This window comes from Paracoccus tibetensis, assembly GCF_900102505.1.
Lineage (GTDB): Bacteria > Pseudomonadota > Alphaproteobacteria > Rhodobacterales > Rhodobacteraceae > Paracoccus > Paracoccus tibetensis.
In genome coordinates this window covers 45,371-68,065 of record NZ_FMVT01000004.1, presented here as the reverse complement: position 1 = coordinate 68,065, position 22,695 = coordinate 45,371, and the positions used below count along the sequence as shown (strand labels likewise).

At 70.8% G+C, this 22,695-nt stretch carries 19 protein-coding genes and 1 tRNA gene; 10 read left to right on the top strand and 10 right to left on the bottom strand.

Annotated features, from left to right (window positions below):
• Positions 1–2 precede the first annotated feature (2 nt).
• Positions 3–467, top strand: a complete 465-nt coding sequence (locus tag BLP73_RS06575; RefSeq protein WP_090741597.1) for an arsenate-mycothiol transferase ArsC — start codon at positions 3–5, stop codon at positions 465–467.
• On the opposite strand, the gene BLP73_RS06570 is transcribed toward BLP73_RS06575, so the two are convergent.
• Positions 464–700, bottom strand: a complete 237-nt coding sequence (locus BLP73_RS06570) for a DUF1127 domain-containing protein (protein ID WP_090741595.1) — start codon at positions 698–700, stop codon at positions 464–466. The two genes, BLP73_RS06575 and BLP73_RS06570, sit on opposite strands and share 4 nt — an antisense overlap.
• A 134-nt stretch (positions 701–834) precedes the next feature.
• Between BLP73_RS06570 and BLP73_RS06565 the strand changes: the two genes are divergently transcribed.
• Entirely contained in the window at positions 835–1,704 is an 870-nt protein-coding gene (locus tag BLP73_RS06565; protein ID WP_090741593.1) for a LysR family transcriptional regulator, read from the top strand.
• A gap of 32 nt (positions 1,705–1,736) precedes the next feature.
• On the opposite strand, the gene edd is transcribed toward BLP73_RS06565, so the two are convergent.
• Genes edd through BLP73_RS06550 form a run of 3 tightly spaced genes read right to left on the bottom strand, consistent with a single transcriptional unit; the run spans position 1,737 to position 5,650 of the window.
• A complete protein-coding gene (gene edd / locus BLP73_RS06560) occupies positions 1,737–3,539 on the bottom strand; it encodes a phosphogluconate dehydratase (protein WP_090741591.1) in 1,803 nt (600 codons plus the stop codon).
• Positions 3,540–3,599: 60 nt separating this feature from the next.
• The gene (locus tag BLP73_RS06555) at positions 3,600–4,322 is read right to left on the bottom strand and encodes a COG3904 family protein (RefSeq protein WP_090741588.1); all 723 of its coding nucleotides are present in this window, start codon (positions 4,320–4,322) and stop codon (positions 3,600–3,602) included.
• A gap of 2 nt (positions 4,323–4,324) precedes the next feature.
• Entirely contained in the window at positions 4,325–5,650 is a 1,326-nt protein-coding gene (locus BLP73_RS06550) for a hypothetical protein (protein WP_245686575.1), read from the bottom strand.
• 189 nt (positions 5,651–5,839) lie between these two features.
• Between BLP73_RS06550 and BLP73_RS06545 the strand changes: the two genes are divergently transcribed.
• Positions 5,840–6,514, top strand: a complete 675-nt coding sequence (locus BLP73_RS06545; RefSeq protein ID WP_090741586.1) for a spermidine synthase — start codon at positions 5,840–5,842, stop codon at positions 6,512–6,514.
• A gap of 15 nt (positions 6,515–6,529) precedes the next feature.
• Here the strand turns inward: BLP73_RS06545 and BLP73_RS06540 are convergent, their stop codons facing one another.
• Positions 6,530–6,931: a DUF6481 family protein gene (locus BLP73_RS06540; protein ID WP_090741583.1), complete on the bottom strand. Its 402-nt coding sequence runs from the start codon at positions 6,929–6,931 to the stop codon at positions 6,530–6,532.
• Positions 6,932–7,085: 154 nt separating this feature from the next.
• Here BLP73_RS06540 and rsgA point away from each other — a divergent pair, with 154 nt between their 5' ends.
• Positions 7,086–8,120, top strand: a complete 1,035-nt coding sequence (gene rsgA / locus BLP73_RS06535; protein WP_245686574.1) for a ribosome small subunit-dependent GTPase A — start codon at positions 7,086–7,088, stop codon at positions 8,118–8,120.
• On the opposite strand, the gene BLP73_RS06530 is transcribed toward rsgA, so the two are convergent.
• Positions 8,121–9,773 carry a GMC family oxidoreductase gene (locus BLP73_RS06530; protein WP_090741579.1) on the bottom strand — a complete coding sequence of 551 codons (1,653 nt, stop codon included), beginning with the start codon at positions 9,771–9,773 and terminating at the stop codon, positions 8,121–8,123.
• 223 nt (positions 9,774–9,996) lie between these two features.
• Between BLP73_RS06530 and BLP73_RS06525 the strand changes: the two genes are divergently transcribed.
• Positions 9,997–10,079 (top strand) — tRNA-Leu (locus tag BLP73_RS06525).
• 9 nt (positions 10,080–10,088) lie between these two features.
• On the opposite strand, the gene BLP73_RS06520 is transcribed toward BLP73_RS06525, so the two are convergent.
• On the bottom strand, positions 10,089–11,594 hold the full coding sequence (locus BLP73_RS06520) for an NAD(P)H-hydrate dehydratase (protein ID WP_090741577.1): 1,506 nt from the start codon (positions 11,592–11,594) through the stop codon (positions 10,089–10,091).
• A gap of 155 nt (positions 11,595–11,749) precedes the next feature.
• Between BLP73_RS06520 and BLP73_RS06515 the strand changes: the two genes are divergently transcribed.
• Together BLP73_RS06515 and glnA are read left to right on the top strand one after the other, a co-directional pair.
• Positions 11,750–12,088, top strand: a complete 339-nt coding sequence (locus BLP73_RS06515; protein ID WP_090741575.1) for a P-II family nitrogen regulator — start codon at positions 11,750–11,752, stop codon at positions 12,086–12,088.
• A gap of 75 nt (positions 12,089–12,163) precedes the next feature.
• Complete coding sequence (gene glnA / locus BLP73_RS06510) at positions 12,164–13,570, top strand: type I glutamate--ammonia ligase (RefSeq protein ID WP_090741573.1); 1,407 nt, start codon at positions 12,164–12,166, stop codon at positions 13,568–13,570.
• 57 nt (positions 13,571–13,627) lie between these two features.
• Here glnA and BLP73_RS06505 read toward each other — a convergent pair whose 3' ends face one another.
• A complete protein-coding gene (locus BLP73_RS06505; protein ID WP_090741571.1) occupies positions 13,628–14,695 on the bottom strand; it encodes an alkene reductase in 1,068 nt (355 codons plus the stop codon).
• A gap of 147 nt (positions 14,696–14,842) precedes the next feature.
• Here BLP73_RS06505 and BLP73_RS06500 point away from each other — a divergent pair, with 147 nt between their 5' ends.
• Genes BLP73_RS06500 through BLP73_RS06490 form a run of 3 tightly spaced genes read left to right on the top strand, consistent with a single transcriptional unit; the run spans position 14,843 to position 21,123 of the window.
• A complete protein-coding gene (locus BLP73_RS06500; protein WP_090741569.1) occupies positions 14,843–17,560 on the top strand; it encodes a cation:proton antiporter in 2,718 nt (905 codons plus the stop codon).
• Positions 17,561–17,596: 36 nt separating this feature from the next.
• Entirely contained in the window at positions 17,597–19,918 is a 2,322-nt protein-coding gene (locus BLP73_RS06495) for a Tex family protein (RefSeq protein WP_090741567.1), read from the top strand.
• Positions 19,915–21,123 (top strand): AGE family epimerase/isomerase, encoded by a 1,209-nt coding sequence (locus BLP73_RS06490; protein WP_090741565.1) that lies wholly within the window; start codon positions 19,915–19,917, stop codon positions 21,121–21,123. Before BLP73_RS06495 ends, BLP73_RS06490 begins: the two co-directional genes overlap by 4 nt.
• On the opposite strand, the gene cbiB is transcribed toward BLP73_RS06490, so the two are convergent.
• Together cbiB and BLP73_RS06480 are read right to left on the bottom strand one after the other, a co-directional pair.
• The gene (cbiB, locus tag BLP73_RS06485; protein ID WP_090741563.1) at positions 21,120–22,031 is read right to left on the bottom strand and encodes an adenosylcobinamide-phosphate synthase CbiB; all 912 of its coding nucleotides are present in this window, start codon (positions 22,029–22,031) and stop codon (positions 21,120–21,122) included. The two genes, BLP73_RS06490 and cbiB, sit on opposite strands and share 4 nt — an antisense overlap.
• A complete protein-coding gene (locus BLP73_RS06480; RefSeq protein ID WP_090741561.1) occupies positions 22,022–22,558 on the bottom strand; it encodes a histidine phosphatase family protein in 537 nt (178 codons plus the stop codon). The genes cbiB and BLP73_RS06480 overlap by 10 nt, the downstream gene beginning before the upstream one ends.
• Positions 22,559–22,695: the final 137 nt, after the last annotated feature.

The window sequence follows — 22,695 nt, the reverse complement described above, 5'->3', positions numbered from 1 at the left end:
GAATGTCGGGCAGCAAGATCCCCTCGTCGGTTCTGTTCTGCTGCGATCACAATGCCATCCGCTCGCCGATGGCCGAGGGGATGATGAAGAAGTTCTATGGCCGCGCGGCCTATGTCCAGTCGGCCGGCGTCAGGAACGACATGGAGGTCGACGGCTTCGCCATCGCTGTCTGCGACGAGATCGGCATCCCGCTGGCCCATCACCGCAGCCGCAGCTTCGACGAGATGCGGGACTGGGGCGACGATCTGGGCCAGTTCGACCTGATCGTCGCGCTCTCGCCCGCCAGCCAGCGCATGGCGCTGGAGATGACGCGCCATGCCCATATCGATGTCGAATACTGGCCCATCATGGACCCGTCGGGCCTTGTCGAGGGGCGCGAGGCGAAGCTGTCGCTCTACCGCCAGACGCGGGACCAGATCGAGGCGCGGATGATCGAGCGCTTCGGCCCGGCCGAGCGGCAGGGCTAGCGGCCGGACCCGCGGCGCCAGTTCGCCGGCACGTCCCAGATCGGGCGCTGCATCTCGGCCGCGACATCCTCGCGCGTGAGGCCGATATCCCGCAGCTGCGCGTCGGTCAGCCGGTCAAGGTCCAGCCGCGTGCGGTGGACGTCGAACATCGTCAGCAGGCGCTCGAGCCAGCTCGGACGGGGCAGGATGCCGCGTCCCGTCACGACGCGGCCGAGGGCGGTGGATCTGGTCATCGTTCAACTCCCGTGATCTGATACATCGTCAAGAAAGATGATTGGCGCCATCCTCATCTTCCTTATTGATGATTAAACGGGCGGGAGCTATCGTTGAAACGAATGGTTTTGATCCTTGGCATCAGGAGCGTTGAATGATCCGCAATCTCGACATCGCCACGCTGCGCTCGCTTCAGGCGGTGGCGGAATATGGCGGCGTCACCCGCGCGGCCGAGGCGCTGAACATGACGCAGAGCGCGCTCTCGATGCAGATGCGCCGGCTCGAGGAGCTGTTCGGCCGGCCGATGCTGGCGCGGGCGGGGCGCGGGGTGATCCTGTCGGACTTCGCGCAGGATCTGCTGGGCGAAAGCCGCAAGCTGGTGGCGCTGAACGACGCGATCCTGGCGCGCTTCACCGGCGCGCTGCCCGAGATGCGGCTGCGCGTGGGGCTGACCAGCGACTGGCTGTTCGACCGCGTCGCGCAGGCGGTGCGGGCCTTCCGCACCGACAATCCGCGCATCGAGCTGGTCATCAACGACGCCCGCAGCAAGGACCTGCGCGCACAGATGCGGCAGGGGATGCATGACGTGATCCTGACGACCGAGTTCGACGCCCCGCCGGGCGCGATCCATCTGGCCAAGGTCGACCTGGCCTGGTTCGGCGCCATCGGCGGCAGCGCCTGGCGCGAGCGGCCGCTGCCCATCGCCAATTCCCCGCACTGCGCCTATTACCCCTTCGGCATGGCGGCGCTGGACGAGGCGGGCATCGCCTGGACGCAGGTCGTGGGCGAGGGCGGCACGGACACCTGGCGCGTCTTGGCCGCGGCCGATCTGGGGCTGACGCTGCTGCCGCGCGGGATCGCGACCCCCGGTCTCGAGGTGGTCGAGCATGGCGGCGCGCTGCCGCCGCTGCCGTCGACCTGGCTCAACGTCTACGTGGCGGACGGGCCGGCGCGGGCGGTGGCGGCGGATTTCGCCGGCTACCTGCGCCGCGCCGTCTGCGCCGTCGTGGCCGACGCCGCCTGAGGCGTCAGACCGCCCCGACGCCGCTCAAGGCGTTAGACAACAACGCCCGCGCCTTCGGTGGCGGGGCCGGCGACGGCGCGGAAGGCCGCGAAAAGCTCGCGCCCGACGCCCTCACTGCTGGCGGCGGGATCGAAGCTGGCAGGGGTGCGCGTCTCGAAGTCCGCGGCCAGGCAGTCGATCGTTCCGGTCACCGCGTCCAGCCGCACCAGATCCCCGTCCCGCAGCCGCGCCAGCGGCCCGCCCGTCGCCGCCTCGGGCGAGACGTGGATCGCCGACGGCACCTTGCCCGAGGCGCCCGACATGCGCCCGTCGGTCACCAGCGCGACCTTCAGCCCGCGGTCCTGAAGCACCGCGAGGACCGGCGTCAGCGAATGCAGCTCGGGCATGCCGTTGGCGCGGGGGCCCTGGAAGCGGACGACGACGACCGTGTCCTGGGTGAACTCGTTGTTCCGGAAAGCCTGCTTCACCGATTCCTGGTCCTCGAAGACGCGGGCCTTGGCCTCGATGACATGCCGCTCGGGCGCGACGGCGCTGGTCTTGATGACCCCGCGGCCGAGATTGCCCTGAAGCTGCTTGAGGCCGCCGGTCTTGGCGAAGGGATCGGTGATCGGCCGCACGATCTTGTCGTTGAGGCTTTCGCGGGCGCCGTCCTCCCAGCGGATGCGGCTGCCGTCCAGCTTCGGCTCGGCGACATAGCCGTCAAGGCCGGTGCCGTTGATCGTCTTGACGTCCGGGTGCAGCAAGCCGCCCTCGAGCAGCTGGCCGATGGTGAAGCCGAGCCCGCCCGCGGCGTGGAAGTGGTTCACGTCGGCCAGCCCGTTCGGATAGACCCGCGCCAGCAGCGGCACGACGTCCGACAGGTCGTTGAAGTCCTGGATGTCGAGGATCACTCCCGCCGCCCGCGCCATCGCCGGCAGGTGCAGCACCAGGTTCGTCGAGCCGCCCGTGGCCATCAGGCCGACGATGCCGTTGACGAAGGCGCGCTCGTCCAGCACCTCGCCCGCGGGCAGGTAGGCGTTGCCGAGGTTCGTGATCGCCGCGGCGCGTTCGACGGCGGCGACGGTCAGCGCCTCGCGCAGGGGGGTGTTGGGGTTCACGAAGGACGAGCCGGGCAGGTGCAGGCCCATGAACTCCATCAGCATCTGGTTGGTGTTCGCGGTGCCGTAGAAGGTGCAGGTCCCAGCGCCGTGGTAGGAGGCCATCTCGGCCGCCATCAGCGCCTCGCGCCCGACTTCGCCGGTGGCGAATTGCTGGCGGACCTTGGCCTTCTCGTCGTTGGGCAGGCCCGAGGGCATCGGCCCGGCCGGCACGAAGACGGCCGGAACATGACCAAAGGTCGCCGCCGCGATTATCAGCCCCGGCACGATCTTGTCGCAGACCCCCAGATAGAGCGCCGCGTCGAAGCAGTCATGGGACAGCGCCACCCCCGCCGCCAGCGCGATCACGTCGCGCGAGAAGAGCGACAGCTCCATCCCCGCGCGGCCCTGCGTGACGCCGTCGCACATGGCCGGCACGCCGCCCGCGACCTGCACCGTCGCCCCCGCCGCATGGCCGGCGCGGCGGATGATGTCGGGGAAGCGCTCATAGGGCTGGTGGGCCGAGAGCATGTCGTTATAGGCCGTGACGATCCCGATGTTCGGCTTCCGCGTCGTCGCAAAATCCTCCTTGTCGGGCATGGCGGCATAGGCATGGGCCTGGTTCCCGCAGCTCAGATGCGCGCGGGCCGGGCCTTCCAGCGCGGCGCGGGCGATCTTTTGCAGGTAGGCGCCGCGCGCGTTCAGCGAGCGTTCGCGGATGCGGTCGGTGACCTTGTCGATCGTGGCGTGAAGGGTCATGGCGGCCTCCTCTGGCTTTGCCCCAGTTTAAGCCGTTAGCGATAACGCTTCAACCCGTGGTCACGTCTCTGCGGTGACCAGCGACAGCTCGCGCAGCTGCTCGGGTGTCAGGATGTTGATCTCGTCGGGGGGCGTGCGGAAGGCGTGGCTGAGAAGGCGCAGATCGACGCCCATCTCGGCGAGGTAGTCGATGACGCGGGCCTGCGCGCGCTGCAGATCGCGCACGGCCATGAAGGCCGGCAGGATCGTGTTCTGGCCGAAGTAATGCTGGTGCACGCCGACCACGCCCTCAGCCGCGACGCTGCGGCTGGTGCCGCCCGCCAGCATGTAGGGGCAGGCCGACAGGCAGACCGAGCCGTTCGCGACCTCGGTCGCAAGGCCGGTGCTGCGGATCGCCCGCCCGATCTCGAGCGCGTCCGAGACCGACCCGCCCGAGCTGTCCAGCGAGACCCGCGTCTCGTCCGGCCGCGCCTGGTCCAGCCAGGCGAGGAAGCGGCCGGCATCGCCCGGCGCGATCTGGCCGAGGATGCGGATGGCGCCGTCCTGCTGGCTGAACTCCAGCGCGTCGGGCATGGGGCGCATCGCGGGACCGCCGGGGCTGCCCGGGCGCAGGTCGGGGCGGTAGGGGCGCACGCTCGGCCCCTGCGCGGGCGGGGCGAACATGCCCGGCGCGGCGGCGGGCGGGCTTTGCCAGAGGTCGAGCCCCACGATGGCCAGCGCCAGCACCACCTGCGAGACCAGCACGGCGCGGATCGCCCGCTGCGGGGTCGAGAAGATGCCCATCCTCAGTCCTCGGGCCGGATCAGCGCGCGCGGGGGCGGGCTGCCCTCGGCGGGTGCGGCGGCAGGAGCCGCGGCGGGCGGGGCGGCGGGGCGCAGCAGCTCAGCCGCGGCCAGGGCGGCGCGCAGCTCGCCCACGGTCATGCGCGTGTCCAGATGCCCCTCGCCGCGTCCGCCGCGGATCGCCGCCTGCACGACCATGATGATGAAGACCAGCACCGCCGGCAGCAGGTCGATCGAGATGGCGCCCGCCCAGGCCGGCACGAAGTTGCGGGCATAGACGATGACCGCGTCCGCGGCCGACATCGCCGTGTAGAGTGCCTCGTCGGGCTGGGGCAGGGCGATCACCTCGGAGGCCGCCTGCGACAGCGTCGCCGCTCGCTGCGCGACCAGCGTCAGCACCGCGTTGATCGTGCTGGACTGCCCCGCTTGGATCTGCGCCGTGCGCCCGTCCAGCTCGGGCAGCACCACCGCGTCCGACAGGTCCTGCGCCGCCCGCAGCACCAGCGGCGCGGGGTTCAGCTGGCGCAGCTGGGTGATGAGCCCCGCCAGCTCGACCGCATCCTCGGAGAAGCGTACCGTGCGGTCCTGCAGCCCGCCCGCCTCGACCGAGATCGAGCGCATCCGCGACAGGATGACGTTGCCCTGCGCGAAGGTGTCCTCGATCGGCGCCTCGATGCCCAGAAGCTGCGTCTCGAGCCCCTGCAGCTCGGCGCTTTTCTGCGTCAGCACGCGAAAGACCGCGCCGCGGCCCTGGAAGCCCGAGAGGGTGCCGCCCTCCTCCTGCTCGCTGAGGTCCTGGAAGCTCTGGCGGACGCGGGCGACGTCGCGCGACAGGGACTGGCCGGCCACCGCGTTGGCATGCGCGCGCTCGAGCGAGGTCTGGTAGGTCTGCACCGTCGTCGCCATGTGCGTCTCGACAGCCGCCCCGCCGGCCAGCGCGGCGGCGTTCAGCCAGGACGACATCGCGATGATCGCGACCGAGCCGAGCCCCATCGTCAGCAGCAGCCCGATGCGCGAGGCGGCGCCGCGCACGGCCGGCAGCAGCCGCAGCAGGTAGGACCAGAAGACGAAGATGCCGACCGAGACGGCGATGGAATAGGCCAGCGCGGCGAAGGTCGTCCAGATCCCCGGATCGTCCAGCAGCGTCCTGACGCCCAGATAGGTGTAGATGCCCGAGGCCGCGGCCAGCACGCCGAGCGCGGTCGAGGTGAAGCTGTCGAGCCAGTCGAGGTGACGCTCCAGCTCGCGCGCGTAGCGGTGGCCCGCGTCTCCCGCCAGGGACGCCGGGCCGGCCGGCCTGGCCTGCGTGTCGGGTGTGGTGTCAGCCATGCATGCCTCGCGGGTTGGGTCGGGGATGCCGTGTCGGCACGAGAGGGATAGACCAGATGCACGTCCGGTCCATCCCCGTGGGCGCAGCGGCAGGATCACGGTTGCGACATCCGCGTCAAGCGGGGCGCCCCTTCACCCCGCAGCCCCGCGCGGCTAGGCTCGCCCTCGGCTTGCAGACAGGAGGTGCCGGTGCTGCCCTGGACGGAACTTGCCTCGGCGGACGCGCCGGGGGGCGACAGGCTGAGGCTGCTGCGGCGCGGGGACGAGTTCTCGATCCGGCTCTCGGGCGGGAACGAGCTGATGAACAGCCGCCTCGGCCATTCCGAGGAGGAGCTGGCGCGCCTTGCCCTTGCCCGGCTTCAGGGCCGGGCGGCGGCCCAAGTGCTGATCGGCGGCCTCGGGATGGGCTTCACGCTGCGCGCGGCCCTGCCGCTGCTGACCCCGGCGGCGCGCGTCACCGTGTCGGAGATCGTGCCCGAGCTGGCGGACTGGGCACGCGCGCATATGGAGGACGTCTTCGCCGGGTCGCTCGACGATCCGCGAGTCGAGCTGCGGCTCGACGATGTCGCCGCCCTCATCCGGCAGGCCGAGGGTGCCTATGACGCCATCCTCCTCGACGTGGACAACGGGCCGGACGGGCTGACGCGACCAAGCAACGACGCGCTTTACACCGAGGCGGGGCTGAGGGCCGCGCGCCGCGCGCTGGCGCCGGGCGGCGTTCTGGCGGTCTGGTCGGCATCGCCCGCGCCGGCCTTCACCGCGCGGCTCGCGCGCTGCGGCTTCGACGCCGAAACGCGCACCGTCCGCGCCAGCGGCAGCCGGCGCGGCAACCGCCATGTCATCTGGATCGCACGCCGCGCCTGAGGGGGCGGCGGATGCTCAGCGCTGGCGCGCCTTACGGGCGGCGTAGCGGCGGTCGCGCTCGGCCTTGCGGGCGGCCTCGTCCTGGACGACGCGCGAGATCATGCTGTCGGTCTTCTGCTGGGCTTCGGCCTGCGCGCGGGCGGCGACATTGGCGGCGTCGTTGAAGGCCGCGGCCTCGGCGGCGAGGCGCTTCTCCTCCTGCTGCTGCCGGCGGGCCTCGGCCTTCAGCCGGTCACGCTCTTCCTGCCGCGCCGCGCGGGCCTCGGCGATGGCCGCCAACTCCTGCTGGCGCGCGAGGCGGGCGGGCTCGTCGGCCTCCATCTTGGCGCGGTAGGCGGCCAGCTGGGCGGCCTTCGCCTCGGCGGCGGTGCTGCGGCGGTCGGCGAGATCGGTGCGCTTCGGCGTTTTCAAATCCATGTCCTGTCTGTCAAACGGCCGGCGGCGCCGGCCTGCCGCTGAACGCGGTGCTGCTGGGAGGTTGCGGCGGCCATAGCGCCGCCGCGGCGGGATGTCAAAGTCGATCAGCGAAACGGGCTTGCATCGCGCCTGCCGCACGGGCACTCCATCTGTCGTGACACATGCACCCGAACCCGCATCAGGCAGCCTTCCGGCCCTCGGCTGGTCGCCCTTCTTCGAGGCGCAGCTGACCACTGCCGAGGCCGCCCTCATGCCGGTGCGGATCGCCAGCGTCCATCGCGCGCGGCTGAGCGGGCAGTCGACGGCAGGCGCCGTGCGGCTGGTCCTGCCGCTCGGCGCGAAGACGGATGGCTTCGCGGTCGGGGACTGGGTGCTGGTCGAGCCGGAAACGCGCGATGTCCGCCGCCGCCTGTCCCGCCGGACGCTGCTGCAGCGCCGGACCGAGGGCGGGCGCGAGCCGCAGCTGATCGCCGCCAACGTGGACACGCTGTTCATCGTCACCTCGTGCAACGCGGACCTCAACGTCGCGCGGCTGGAGCGTTACCTCGCCCTCGCCAACGAGGCCGGCACGACCCCTGTCATCCTTCTGACCAAGGCGGACCAGGTGGACGACCCGGCCCCCTGGCGCACCGAGGTCGAGGGCCTGCAGCGCGATCTTGCCGTCGTGACGCTGAACGCGAAGTCGCCCGAGGCGGCGCAGGTGCTGGCGCCTTGGTGCGGGGCGGGGCAGACCGTCGCGCTGGTCGGATCGTCCGGCGTCGGCAAGTCCTCGCTGCTGAACACGCTGGCCGCCAAGGCGCCCGACGAGGCACAGGCGACGGGCGGCATCCGCGAATCGGACGCCAAGGGCCGGCACACGACCACGTCGCGCTCGCTTCACGCCATCGCGGTCGGGGGCTGGGCGATCGACACGCCAGGCATCCGCACGCTGCATGTCAGCGACATCTCGGACGGGCTCGACCTGCTCTTCGCCGAGATCACCGAGCTTGCGCCGGAATGCCGCTTCTCGAACTGCACCCATTCGCACGAGCCGGGCTGCGCCGTCAGGGCCGCGGTCGCCGCGGGCACGCTGCCCGAGGCGCGGCTCGAGCGCTGGCGCAAGCTGCGCGAGGAGAACCTCAGCAACACGCCGGTCGAGACCGGCAGCCGCAACAACAAGACAACGCGGCTGCCCGGCCGGCGCCGCTGACTAGAGCGAATTGCCGACGGTCCCGGCCGCGCTGCTGCCCGTCCTCAGGATCAGGTCGGCGGCCTTAGCGCCGATCATCATCGCCGTCGCGTTGGTGTTGCCCGAGACCGGCGACGGCATGATCGAGGCATCCGCCACCCGCAGGTTCGGGATGCCGTGAACCCGAAGCTCGGCATCGACGACGCTGCTCTCGGGGTCCGCGCCCATGCGGCAGGTGCCGTTCCCGTGCAGGCCGGACTTCACCAGCGACCGCACCTCGTCGAAGGTGGTGTCGTCGGCAAAGCCGCTGCCGCCGGGCACGATCTCGTCCCCGCAATAGGCCGACAGTGCCTTGCTGCGCGCGAAGCGTCGGATGGCGCGGACGATCTCGAGCTGCGTCGAGCGGTCATCGGGATGCTGCCACCAGTCCATGCGGATCTGCGGCGCGGTCACGTGGTCGGGCGAGACGATCTCGACCGACCCGCGGCTTCGGGGCCGCAGATCGAAGCCGAGGAACATGACGCTCGGCGTTCGCCCGCCCGGCCGGGCGGCGGCGCCGTTGCTGCGGATCAGCCGGTTCTCGATCGAGTAGGGGATCAGCCCCAGCTGGATGTTCGGCCAGACGCGGTTGTTCTCGGTCGACATCAGCGCCGTGACGGGCACGGCGGCAGTCGCCATCAGCCCTTTCATCCCCAGGTAGTATTGCAGCACATGCAGATAGAGCCGATAGGTCGTCAGCTGGCGGTGAAGCGCGACGTCGTGCTTCAGTTCGTAGGTGATCGAGACCATCGGGTGGTCGGCGAGGTGCCGCCCGACTGCCTCCATCGGATGCAGCACCGCGATGCCGGCCCGCTTCAGCACCTCTGCCGGCCCGATGCCGGACAACTGCAGCAGCTTCGGCGATTCGATGACGCCGCCGGACAGGATGACCTCGCGCGCGGCGCGGTAGGTCAGCTCGCGTCCGTTCTCCTGGCAGACGACGCCAACCGCGCGTCCGCCTTCGAGCAGGACGCGCGTCACCGCGCTGCCGGCCCGCACGACGAGATTCGAACGCGCGGCGACTGGCCTGATGAAGGCGGCATAGCTCGATTCGCGGTGGCCGCGGCGGTCCACGGTGAACTGCGAGAAGCCGATCCCGTCGGTGTTGATCTGGTTGATGTCCTGAAGGGCCGGCAGCCCGATCTCCTGCCCGGCGGCGATCATGGCCGAGATGAGGGGCGAGCGGTAGGTCCGCTGCGTCACCTCCAGGGGGCCGTCCTGGCCGCGGCTGCTGTCGGCGCCGCTTTCGCGATAGCTCTCGATCGACTTGTAGACCTCCTGGACCGCGTTCCAGCCCCAGCCCGGATTGCCCGCACGCTCCCAGCTTTCGAAATCGGCGGGCATGCCGCGCATGTACCACATGCCGTTGACCGCGCTCGAGCCGCCGAGGCCCTTGCCGTAATACCAGGTCTCGGGCGCCCAGTTGCTGGCACCGCTGGTCGGGTAGCTCCAGAAGTATTCCGGCCGCGACACCAGCTTCGAGAAGCCGCGCGGCATCGAGATGAACGGGTGGCGGTTGTGCCCGCCGGCTTCCAGCAGCAGCACGCGAACATCCGGCCGATCCGAGAGGCGCCGCGCCAGCACACAGCCGGCGGAGCCTGCGCCGACAACGATATAGTCGAAATCCATCAACATCTGGGACCTTGGGCCTGCAGTCTCGCCGCACGAAGCGGTGGCGTGACTTCAGCCAGATCAACTTGTGCGGAAGAGGATGTCAATCGCCGGCGTGAGAAACGGCTAATCTTTGCTAAACAGGGGGCTGCGCCTGTCTGGCGGAAGGGCACGGCATCTGCGGGGCGCCCGGGCCGGCCGTGTTGCCGTTGACCGGCCGAAGGCTCTGCTGTAGTGGCGCAAGGGTGCGCGGTTGGCGGAATTGGTAGACGCACTTGGTTTAGGTCCAAGCGCCTCGGCGTGGGGGTTCGAGTCCCTCACCGCGCACCACAATCAAATTCAAGCGCCCAAACCGGCCAGCACGGCCGGCAGCGCCTCCGGCAGGTCGTCGGCGATCAGGCCCGGCCCCGCCCGGCGCGCGGCGGCCGCGTGCAGCAGAACGCCCGCCGAGGCCGCCTTGAACGGCTCAAGGCCCCGCGCCATGAGGCCCGAGATCAGGCCCGCCAGCACGTCCCCCGCGCCCGCCGTCGCCAGCCAGCCAAGGTCCTGCGCGGCATGAATCGCCGCCGCGCCATCGGGTGCGGCGATTACCGTGTCCGGCCCCTTCAGCAACACGGAGCAGCCCAGATCCACTGCGGCCGCGCGCGCCGCGTCCAGGCGCGAGAAGGCGGGTCCGCGCTCGGCCGGGGCGGCCAGCCGCGCGGCGATGTCCGGCCAGAGCCGCGCGAACTCTCCGCCATGGGGTGTCAGGACGCAGCCCGGATGCACAAGGCTGCGCAGTTCCGGCCGTTGTGACAGCGCGGTCAGCGCGTCGGCGTCCAGCACCAGCGGTCGCCGCCATTCCAGCGCCACCCGAAGCAATGCGCCGGCACGCGATACGCCGCAGCCGGGACCCAGGCAGAGGGCGGCGATGCGGTCGTCGGACAGCAGGGTCGCCAGATCCTCGGCGCTGTCCAGCGCGCGCCGCATCAGCGCATCGGGCGGCGCGGCATGTTCGGCCATCGCGTCGCGCGACGGGCCAAGCGTCACCAGCCCCGCGCCGACGCGCAGCCCGGCCCGGGCGGCCAGCCGCGCCGCGCCCCCTTGGCCCGCCCCGCTCGCGATCACCACGAGATGACCATGGGCGTATTTGTGCCCGCCGCCTGCCTTGCTCAGGCGCGGCGCCAGAAGGGACGCATCCTCGATCCGCACTAGCTGCGCGGGCTGCGGGCGGAAGGACGAGATGCCGATGTCGGCCACCAGCACGCGCCCGCAGAGGGCCGCGCCCGCGTCCAGCAGGTGCCCCGGCCGCAGGCTGTCGAAGGTCACGGTCAGCGTGGCCGGCAGAACCGGCACGCTTCCCAGCACGCGGCCGCTGTCGAGGCAGAGGCCGCTTGGACCATCGACCGCCACGACCTCGGCCGCAGTCTCCCCTGCGCGCGCCAGCAGCGCGGCGAGGTCCGGGCCGAGACCTCGCGCAAGGCCGGTCCCGAACAGCGCGTCGACGATCAGCGGGGCAGGCGCGGCGGGCCAGGCAGCCTCGCCGAGTGGCCGGACAGGGACCGGGCAGCGCCGGCGCATCAGCGCGGCATCGGGGGCAGGGCCCTCGGGCAGGGCGAGGACCTCGACAGGCCAGCCGGCCTCGTGCAGCCGCCGGGCGATGACGATGCCGTCCCCGCCGTTGTTGCCCGGCCCGCAGAGGACCAGCACCCGCCGGGGCTGCGGCCAGCGCAGGCGAATCTGGCCGGCGACGGCCGCGCCCGCCCGCTCCATCAGCTGCGCGCCCGTGGTGCCGCCGCTGCCCATCGCGGCGGATTCCGTGGCGCGGATTTGGGCGCTCGTCAGGATCTGGACGCCATCTGCCATGCGAACTGCCTATCTTTTGATCGCCGTGCCCGTTCCATGTGCAGCCGCGGCCGGTTGCCTGCCTCCTCCGCACAAAGAGCAGCGTGGCGCATTTACCCACGCCGGGAAACCCGCCAATCAGGCGTCAGGCAAGCCGCGAGGAAGGATCAGTTGCGATGAAGAAGATCGAGGCGATCATCAAGCCGTTCAAGCTGGACGATGTGAAGGAGGCGCTCCAAGAGGTCGGCGTGCAAGGTCTTTCCGTCACCGAGGTGAAGGGCTTTGGTCGGCAGAAGGGCCATACCGAGCTTTATCGCGGCGCGGAATACGTGGTGGATTTCCTGCCCAAGGTGAAGATCGAGATGGTGCTGCCGGACGATCAGGTCGAGGCCGCCATTGAGGCGATCGTGGGCGCCGCCCGGACCGAGAAGATCGGCGACGGCAAGATCTTCGTGCTGCCTGTCGAACAGGCGATCCGCATCCGCACCGGCGAGACCGGCGACGACGCGGTCTGATCCGCCGCCGCCGCAAATGACTTCCGCGCCCGGCCGCGAGGGCCGCCCGGGCGCCTCCATGCAGAAAGGGAAGAGATGGAAATCAAGGATGTCTTGAAGCTGATCGAGGACGAGGACATCGCCTATGTCGATGTGCGCTTCACCGATCCCAAGGGCAAGCTTCAGCACGTCACGCTGGACCGCGATCTGGTGGACGAGGACTTCTTCGAGGAAGGCTTCATGTTCGACGGCAGCTCGATCGCGGGCTGGAAGTCGATCGACCAGTCCGACATGAAGCTGATCCCCGATCCGGCCTCGGTCTATGTCGATCCGTTCTACGCCGAGAAGACGCTCTGCGTGCATTGCAACGTGGTCGAGCCGGACACGGGCGAGGCCTATAGCCGCGACCCGCGCGGCACCGCGCTGAAGGCCGAGGCCTATCTCAAGTCCTCGGGCATCGGCGACGCCGCCTATTTCGGCCCCGAGGCCGAGTTCTTCATCTTCGACGACGTGCGCTACTCGGTCACGCCGCAGAAGGTCAGCTTCCAGATCGACGCGCAGGACGCGGCCTGGAACACGGACACCGAATACGAGATGGGCAACCTTGGCCACCGGGCGGCCCACAAGGGCGGCTACTTCCCGGTGAACCCGGTGGACGCGGCGCAGGACATCCGCGGCGAGATGCTGACCACCATGAAGCGCATGGGGATGAAGGTCGACAAGCACCACCACGAGGTGGCCTCCGCGCAGCACGAGCTGGGGCTGATCTTCGGCGCCCTGACCGAGCAGGCCGACAACATCCAGAAGTACAAGTACGTCATCCACAACGTCGCCCATGCCTATGGCAAGTCGGTGACCTTCATGCCGAAGCCCATGAAGGGCGACAACGGCTCGGGGATGCACGTCAACATGTCGATCTGGAAGGACGGCAAGCCGCTGTTCGCGGGCGACAAGTATGCCGATCTGTCGCAGGAGGCGCTGTGGTTCATCGGCGGCATCCTCAAGCACGCCAAGGCGCTGAACGCGCTGACGAACCCCTCGACCAACAGCTACAAGCGGCTGATCCCGGGCTTCGAGGCCCCGGTGCTGCGCGCCTACTCGGCCCGCAACCGCTCGGGCTGCGTCCGAATCCCGTGGACGGAAAGCCCGAAGGCCAAACGCGTCGAGGCCCGCTTCCCCGATCCGGCCGCGAACCCCTACCTAGCCTTCGCCGCCCTGCTGATGGCCGGCCTCGACGGGATCAAGAACAAGATCGATCCGGGTCCGGCCTCGGACAAGGACCTCTACGATCTGCCGCCGGAGGAACTGGCCGAGATCCCAACCGTCTGCGGCAGCCTGCGCGAGGCGCTGGAGGAGCTGGAGAAGGACATGGACTTCCTGCTGGCGGGAGACGTCTTCACCCGCGACCAGCTGGAAGGCTACATCGCCCTGAAATGGGAAGAGGTCTATGCCTACGAGCACACGCCTCACCCGGTCGAATACGCAATGTATTACAGCTGCTGAGAACAGCGAGGGACAGAGACGGGAAGGGGCGCCGCGCGGCGCCCCTTCTTCTTTGGCTCACTCGGCCGCGATGCCGGTGGCGGCGGGATAGTCGGTATAGCCCTTCTCCCCGCCCGCGTAGAAGGTCGCGGGGTCCTGCGCGTTCAGCGGCAGGCCCTGGCGCAGCCGCTCGGGCAGGTCCGGCGTCGCGATGAAGTCGCGCCCGAAGCTGACCGCATCGGCGCGGCCCTCCTCGACCAGCACGCGGGCAAGCTCGGGGGTCAGCGCCTCGTTGGCGATGACGGGCCCGCCGAAGGCGTCGCGGATGACGGGCAGCAGGCTGTCCTCGGCCGGGCGCTCGCGCAGGAACAGGAAGGCGAGGCCGCGGGCCTTCATCTCGCGCGCCACATAAGTGAAGAGCGCCCTCGGGTCGCTGTCGGATAGATCGTGGCTGTCCCCGCGCGGGGCGAGATGCAGGCCGACCCGGTCCGCCGACCATGCGCCGATCACGGCATCCGCGATCTCGCAGAGGAAGCGCGCGCGGTTCTCGATGCTGCCGCCATAGCGGTCGGTGCGCTTGTTGGTGCCGTCATGGAGGAACTGGTCGATCAGGTAGCCGTTCGCGCCATGGATCTCGACCCCGTCGAAGCCGGCCTCGCGGGCGCGCCGGGTGGCGTCGGCATAGGCCTGGACGATCTGCGGGATCTCGTCCGTCTCCAGCGCGCGGGGCGTTGCATAGGGGCGCTTCGGCCGCAACAGGCTGACATGGCCCGCCGGCGCGATGGCCGAGGGCGCGACGGGCAGCTCGCCGCCCAGCAGCTCGGGGTCCGAGATGCGGCCGACATGCCAGAGCTGCAGGAAGATCAGCCCGCCACGCGCATGGACGGCCTCGGTCACCGCCGTCCACCCGGCCACCTGCTCGTCCGACCAGATGCCCGGCGTCGCCTCGTAGCCGACGCCCATCGGCATGACGCTGGTCGCCTCGGACAGGATCAGCCCGGCGCCCGCACGCTGCGCGTAGTATTCTGCCATCAGCGCGTTCGGCACCCTCGCCTCGCCGGCGCGCGAGCGGGTCAGCGGCGCCATCACGATGCGGTTCTTCAGGGTCACGGCGCCGAGGCGCAGCGGGTCGAATAGCGAAGTCATGCGAAGTCCTTTCGGGATCGTCTTGTTGTCTCTCCCCGCGGCTTCATCTGTGCCGGCCGCGCGCCGCTTTCAAGATCGCGCCAGAACATGGAAAAAGCGCCGGCCCGCCTTGTGACGCAGCCGGCTTTCTGGCGTTATCGAAGGATCATGGATCTTGTTCTTCTGACGACCTTCACGGCACTTCTGTTCCTGCTGATCGCCGCGGCCGAGCCGGTCGCGGACCGCCTGTCCTTGCCCTACAGCGTGATCCTGGCCGCGCTTGGCATCCTGATCGGCGGCGGCGCGATCTTCCTGCTCAGGACCGAGCTGACCGACGCGCTGAACCCGGTGGCCGAGGCGATCCTGGCGCTGCCGATCCGCGCCAACGTCTTCCTCTACGTCTTCCTGCCGACGCTGATCTTCCAGGCCACGCTGGAAATGAACGTGCGGCGGATGCTGGATGACTGGGTGCCGATCCTGACGCTGGCAGTGGTGGCCGTGGTCGTCGCGACCCTGACCATCGGCTACACGCTCGCATGGGTCAGCGGCCTGCCGCTGATGGTCTGCCTGCTGGTCGGCTCGATCGTCTCGACCACCGATCCCTCGGCCGTGGTCAGCATCTTCCGCTCGATCAGCGCGCCCAAGCGCCTCGCGCGGATCATCGAGGGCGAGAGCCTTCTGAACGACGCCGCCGCCATCGCCCTCTTCGGCCTGTTCATGGGCTTCGTCATGCTGGGCGTGCCGAACCCGTCCTTGGGGGAGGCGCTTGGCGGCTTTCCGCAGCTGATCCTCGGCGGCGCGGCGGTCGGATGGGCGGTGGCGCGCATCGCGCTGATGCTGATGGGCATGTTCCACCGTTTCGAGCTGGCGCAGATCTCGGTCTCGGTCGCCGCGCCCTATCTGGCCTATATCGGGGCCGAGCGGCTGGCCGGCGCCTCGGGCGTCATCGCGGTCGTGGCGGCCGGGATCACGCTGAACCTGATGGGGCCGGGGCGGCTGGCCCCCGCCTTCTGGGTGAACCTGCGCGAGGTCTGGCGGCTGCTGGCCCATTGGGCCGGGGCGCTGATCTTCATTCTGGCGGCCCTGCTGATTCCGCGCCTGATGGGCGATCTGCGGGCGGGCGATCTTGGCCTCGTGGTGGTCGTGGTCCTGGCCGCCTTCGCGGCCCGCGCGATCATCCTGTTCCTCTTGCTGCCGCTGCTGACCGGCCTGCGCCTCTCGCCCAAGATCGAGCGGCCCTACCGCATCGCGATCATGTGGGGCGGCCTGCGCGGCGCCGTTACGCTGGCGCTGGCGCTGGCCGTCACCGAGAGCCTGCGCGTGCCGGTGGAGACCAAGCGCCTCGTCGGTATTCTCGCCACCGGCTTCACGCTCTTCACGCTGATCGTGCAGGGGACGACCCTGCGCTACGTCATCAGCCTTCTGGGCCTCGACAAGCTCTCGCCGCTGGACCGGGCGCTGTCGAACCAGGTGGTCGCAGTGGCGCTTCAGACCGTGCGCGAGGAAGTCTCCTCCACGACCGAGAAATACGACCTGACGCGCGAGACCGTCCGCTCCGAGGCCAAGCGTTTCGCCGCCCGTCTCGATGCCGCGGTGGAGCGGGCCGAGGCCGAGGACAATGCCGAGATCCTCGACCGCGACCGCATCACGCTCGGCCTCATCGCGCTGGCCGGGCACGAGCGCGAGGTAATCCTGCAGCGCTTCCGCGAGCGCGCCATCTCGGCCCGGCTCTCCGAGCAGGCGCTGTTCGACGCGGACCGGCTGATCGAGGGCGCGCGCCAAGGCGGCCGGGTGGGCTACCAGCGCGCCGCCCGCAGCGCGCTGAGTTACGGGCCGTCCTTCCGGCTGGCCGCGTTTCTCAGGAACCGCCTCGGCATCTCGGGGCCGCTGGCGCGGATGACCGCCGACCGTTTCGAGATGCTGCTGGCCAAGCGCCTGATCCTGCGAGATCTTCACGGCTTCATCGACCGCCGCATCCGCCGCATCCACGGCCGCCGCGTCGCCGAGCTGCTGCACGAGCTGCTGAACCGCCGGATCGAGGCGGCCGACACCGCTCTGGAGGGTCTGCGCCTGCAATATCCCGGCTATGCCGAGGAGCTGGAGCGCCGCTTCATCCGCCGCACCGCCCTGCGGCTGGAGGAGCGCGAATACGCCGCGATGCGCGAGGACGGGCTGATCGGCTCCGAGGTCCATACCGAGCTGATGTCCGACATCGCCCAACGCCGCGCCGCGACCGAGCTGCGCCCCCGCCTCGATCTGGCAATGCGCCGGAACGAGCTGGCGCGGACCCTGCCGCTCTTCGCCGATCTGGACGAGCCCGAGCTGAAGCGCCTCAGCCGCCAGATGCGGACGCGCTATGTCAACGCGGGGCAGGTGATCGTGCGCAAGGACACCAGCTCGCGCTCGGTCTATTTCGTGGCCTCGGGCGCGGTCGAGCAGGAGGTCGCGGGCCAGACGACGCGCCTCGGCCGCGGCGAGATGTTCGGGCAGATGGGCGTTCTGACCCGCCGCGTCCGCCGCGCCGAGGTCCGCGCCATCGTGCCGACGACCCTCCTGATCCTGGACGAGGACGGCTTTCGCCGCGTGCTGAAACGCTCGGCCGCCCTGCGCCGCGCGGTCCGCGACAGCATCGCCGCCGGCTCGGCCGACGTGCTGCGCCTGCCTGAGCTGATGATTGATGCCCCCGAACCTGCGAAGATCGAGCCTGCGAAAACCGAGCCTGCCAAGCCCGAAACGCCGCCGGCCGCCCCGCCCGCACCCGAGCCTCCGGCACCCAAGCCCGACGAGCCGCCGCTGGCCGAGATGGCCTCTGCCGCCCCCGACGCGCCCGAGCAGCAGGAGGCGCGCGAGCCCAAGCCGCTTGGCGCGCGGGTGCGGCGCGGCTAGAACGGCCCCCTGACGATCCAAGACCCGAGGTTCCGCATGGACGCCCCAGCCACCGCCCAGACCGTCGCCCAGACCGCCACGCGCATTGCCCGCCAGATCGCGACCGAGATCGGCGCCGCGCCCGCGCAGGTCACCGCCGCCGCAGAGCTTCTGGACGGCGGCGCGACCGTCCCCTTCGTCGCGCGATACCGCAAGGAGGTGACGGGCGGCCTTGACGACACGCAGCTGCGGACCCTGGCCGAGCGCCTCGCCTACCTGCGCGAGATGGAGGCGCGGCGCGCCGCGATCCTCTCCTCCATCCGCGAGCAGGGCAAGCTGACCGACGATCTGGCCCGCGCCATCGCGGGGGCCGCGACCAAGGCCACGCTCGAGGACATCTACCTGCCCTTCAAGCCCAAGCGCCGCACCAAGGCGATGATCGCCCGCGAGAACGGGCTGGAGCCGCTGCTTCGCGCGATCCAGGCGGACCCGTCGGCCGATCCTGCCGCCTTGGCGCCCGCCTTTGTGCGGGGCCCGGTCGAGACGCCGAAGGCCGCGCTGGAGGGTGCGCGCGACATCCTCGTCGAGGAGCTGTCCGAGAACGCTGCCCTGCTGGGCACCCTGCGCGACTTCATGCGCCGCGAGGCGCTGATCTCGGCCCGCGTGGTCAAGGGCAAGGAGGAGGCCGGCGCGAAGTTCAGCGACTATTTCAACCACCGCGAGCCTTGGGCGAAGATCGCCGGCCACCGCGCGCTGGCAATCCTGCGCGCCGCCAAGGAAGAGGTCGTGACCATCGAGATCGCGCCGGAGCCGGACACCGGCGCGGCGCGGGCCGAGGGGATCGTGGCGCAGGCGCTCGGGCCCATCGGGCAGGGGCCAGGCGCAGACTGGCTGCGGCAGATGGCGGGCTGGGCCTGGCGCGTGCGGCTGTCGAACACGATGTATCTCGACCTCATGACCGAGCTGCGCCAGCGCGCCCATGCCGAGGCGATCGGCGTCTTCGCCCGCAACCTCAAGGACCTGCTACTGGCCGCGCCTGCGGGGCCGCGCGCGACGCTCGGCCTCGATCCGGGCATCCGCACCGGGTGCAAGCTGGCGGTGGTGGACGCGACCGGCAAGCTGCTGGACACGGCGACGATCTATCCCTTCCAGCCCAGGAACGACCTGCGCGGCGCCGAGGCCACGCTTCTGGCCCTGATCGCCAGGCACAAGGTCGAGTTGATCGCCATCGGCAACGGCACCGCCAGCCGCGAGTCCGAGCGTCTGGTGGCCGAGGTTCTGAAGCGCCTGCCGCAAGGGGTCAAGGCGCCGACCAAGGTGATCGTCTCCGAGGCGGGCGCGTCGGTCTATTCGGCCTCGGAACTGGCGGCGCGCGAGTTTCCCGATCTGGATGTCAGCCTGCGCGGCGCCGTCTCCATCGCCCGCCGCCTGCAGGACCCGCTGGCCGAGCTGGTCAAGGTCCCGCCCCAATCTATCGGCGTCGGCCAGTACCAGCACGACGTGGACCAGCGCCAGCTGGCGAAATCGCTGGAGGCGGTGGTCGAGGATGCGGTGAACGCGGTGGGCGTGGACCTCAACACCGCCTCGGCGCCGCTGCTGGCGCATGTGGCTGGCCTCGGGCCGTCTCTGGCGCAGGCCATCGTGGCGCATCGGGATGCTTCGGGCGCCTTCCCCTCGCGGGCGGCGCTAAAGAAGGTCGCGGGCCTCGGCCCCCGCGCCTTCCAGCAATGCGCCGGGTTCCTGCGCATCGCTGACGGGACCGAGCCGCTGGACGCCTCCTCGGTCCACCCGGAAGCCTACGGCCTCGCCCGCAGGATTGTCGCCGCCTGCGGGCGCGACCTGCGCGCGGTGATGGGCGACGGCGCGGCCCTCAAGCGCCTGAAGCCCGAGGACTTCGTCACCGGCGATTTCGGCCTGCCGACGGTGCGCGACATCCTGTCGGAGCTGGAAAAGCCCGGCCGCGATCCGCGCCCCGGCTTCGTCACGGCCTCCTTCGCGGACGGGGTCGAGGACATCAAGGACCTCCGCCCCGGCATGTCGCTGGAGGGGACGGTGACCAATGTCGCGGCCTTTGGCGCCTTCGTCGATATCGGCGTGCATCAGGACGGGCTCGTCCATGTCAGCCAGCTCGCCGATCGCTTCGTGAAGGACCCGCACGAGGTGGTGAAGGCAGGCGACGTCGTCCGCGTCCGCGTGACCGAGGTGGACGTCGCCCGCAAGCGCATCGGCCTGACCATGCGCAAGGACGGCGGCGAGCCGGCGCCCAAGGGTCCGCGCGCCGAGAAGCCGCAGGGCCGGCAGCCGATGCAGGCGGCGCCGAAGGGGGGCGGGAAGGGCGCCTTCGGCTCGGCCCTCGCCGACGCGCTGAGGCGGCGATGACTTCCGGCACGTTGGCCGATCCCGTCCACCGCGCCTTTCTGGCAGAGGACGCCCGCCGGGCGCTCGACTTCTTCGACGCCAGCCCGCGCGCCGAGGGAGGCTTTCATGTGCTGGACCACGCCGGCGCCCCCTTGCCAGACCCGGTGCAGGAGCTGCACACCACCACGCGGCTGGTCCATTCCTACGCGCTCGGCCAGTGGGCGGGACGGCCGGACCGGGAGGGGATCATCGACCGGGGGATGGACTTCCTCTGGTCCGCGCATCGCGACCGGCAGCATGGCGGCTATCATTGGGCGTTGATCAGCGAGACGCCGCAGGACCGCCCGAAGCTGGCCTATGGACATGTCTTCGTCCTGCTGGCCGCCTCAAGCGCGAAGATGGCGGGCCATCCCGACGCGGACCGTCTGATGGCCGACATCCTCGAGGTGCTGGAGCGGCACTACTGGGACGAGGCAGCCGGCCTGTTCCGCGACGAGTTCACCCGCGACTGGCAGGTCTTCTCGACCTATCGCGGCATGAACGCCAACATGCACGGCGTCGAGGCGCTGCTGGCCGCGCATGAGGCGACGGGCGAGCGGGTCCACCTGACCCGCGCGGGCCGCATCCTCGATTTCTTCATCGCGGGGCAGGCCGCCGCGAACGGCTGGCGCATCCCCGAACATTACGACGACCGCTGGCGCCCCGACCCCAACTATGCGGGCGATCCGATGTTCCGCCCCGCCGGCACGACGCCCGGCCACAGCTTCGAGATGGCGCGCCTGCTCGTGCAGTGGTGGGACCTTGCGGGCCGGCCGGGGGACGAGGCGCCGGCGCAGGCGCGGGCACTGGTCGAGGTGGCGCTCGCCGACGCCTGGCTGCCCGAGGGCGGGCTGGCCTACACCATGCAGGGCGGCCGGATCGGCAACGCGGCGCGCTACTGGTGGCCGGTGACCGAGGCGATTGGGGCGCTGGCCGCGCTGATCAAGCTGGACCCGCGGGCCGAGGACGAGGCGTGGTATGCCCGCCTCTGGATCTTCGCGGAGCGGCACCTGATCGACCCGAGCGGCGGCTGGTTCCCCGAACTGGACGCCGAGGGCTGGCCGGCCGAGGCGCAGTTCAAGGGCAAGCCCGACATCTACCACGCGCTTCAGGCCGACCTTCTGCCGCTGGCGCCGGGTCTCTCGCGCGCCGCCGCGCGGCTGGCCGAGGCGCGACCGCTGGCCTAGATCGCCGCCAGCACCACCAGCAGGGCGCCGAACAGCAGAACGCCGCGCCGATAGAGGCCGAGCCCCCGCGCCAGATCGCCCGCGCCCGGATCGCGCGCCGCGCCGTTCAGCCACGGCTCGTCCGCCACCCGGTCGGCGTAGAGGCGCGGCCCCGACAGGCGCACGCCAAGGGTGCCCGCCATCGCCGCCTCGGGCCAGCCGGCATTGGGCGAGCGGTGGGCCGAGGCGTCCTCCCACGCGCAGCGCGCGGCATGGCCCGCCCCGCGCCCGGCGACGGCCACGAAGAGCAGCGCAGTCAGCCGCGCGGGGATCAGGTTCGCGACGTCGTCGAGGCGGGCGGCGAAGGCGCCGAAGGCCTCGTGCCGCGGCGTGCGATGGCCGATCATGGAGTCCAGTGTGTTGATCGCCTTGTAGGCCGCGATGCCCGGCAGCCCGCCGATGGCGGCCCAAAAGAGGGGCGCAATGACGCCGTCGCTGGCGTTCTCTGCCAGGCTCTCGAGACTCGCCCGCGCCAGCGCTGCCTCGTCCGCCTGCGTCACGTCGCGCCCGACGATCATCGCCGTCGCCGCCCGCGCCGCCGGCAGGTCGCCAGCCGCAAGCGGGCGCGCCACCGCCTGGACATGATCGTCCAGCGAGCGCGCCGCGACGAGCGGCCAGGCCAGCACCGCCGCCACCCAAGGGCCGAGCCAGAGTTGCAGCAGCGCCGCTGGCACCAGCGCCGCCGCGACAACCAGCAGCGCGGCGAGGGCGCCCTTCCAGCGGCGCCCTCGGCCCCGGTTCAACGCCCCGTCCAAGGTCGCGATCAGCCGGCCGAGCCAGGTGACCGGATGCCCGATCCGGGCATAGATCGCCGCGGGCCAGCCGATCGCCGCGTCCAGCAGCAACGCGATGGCGGCGATCAGGGCCATGTCAGGTTCACCGCCTCGACTGCCCATTCCGGCCCGGCGCGGCGCAAGATGGTCAGCGACAGCGGCGCCACGCTGAAGGACAGGGCCGCGTCGCCCACGACCATCGCCAGCCCCGCCCGCACGGTGCCGGCATGGGCGATCAGCAGGGTGTCGCGCTCCAGACCCTCCAGCACCGGGCGGACGCGGGCGGCCATGTCGCGGAAGCTCTCGCCGCCGGGCGGGCGATGGGCGGCCAGCGCCTCGAGCGGCAACGGCCCGAGATCGGGCAGGTCGGCATAGCTCTGCCCCTCCCACGCGCCGTAATCCTGTTCCCACAGGGCCGGATCGACGCGGACGGGCGACAGGCCCATCGCGTCGGCCGTCTGGATGCAGCGGCGGGCGGGGCTGGCGATCACCTCGGCCCCCACCACGCGCGCGGCCATCGCCGCCAGCGCGGTGCGGTCGCTGCAATCGGCATCCACCTCGGTCCGGCCCGCCAGCCGCCCCCCTGTCAGGGGCATGGCATGGCGCAGGATCATCACGCGCATCAGGGACCTTTCGGGCGGCTTCGTTCCGGCGCGCAGAATGTCGCCGCGCGCGGCCCAGGGCAAGGTTGACCGGCGCGGCCCTGCGGCGCAGGCTGGCCTTGACGCGGCGGGGGCGGCTGCGGTAACGCTTGAAATGA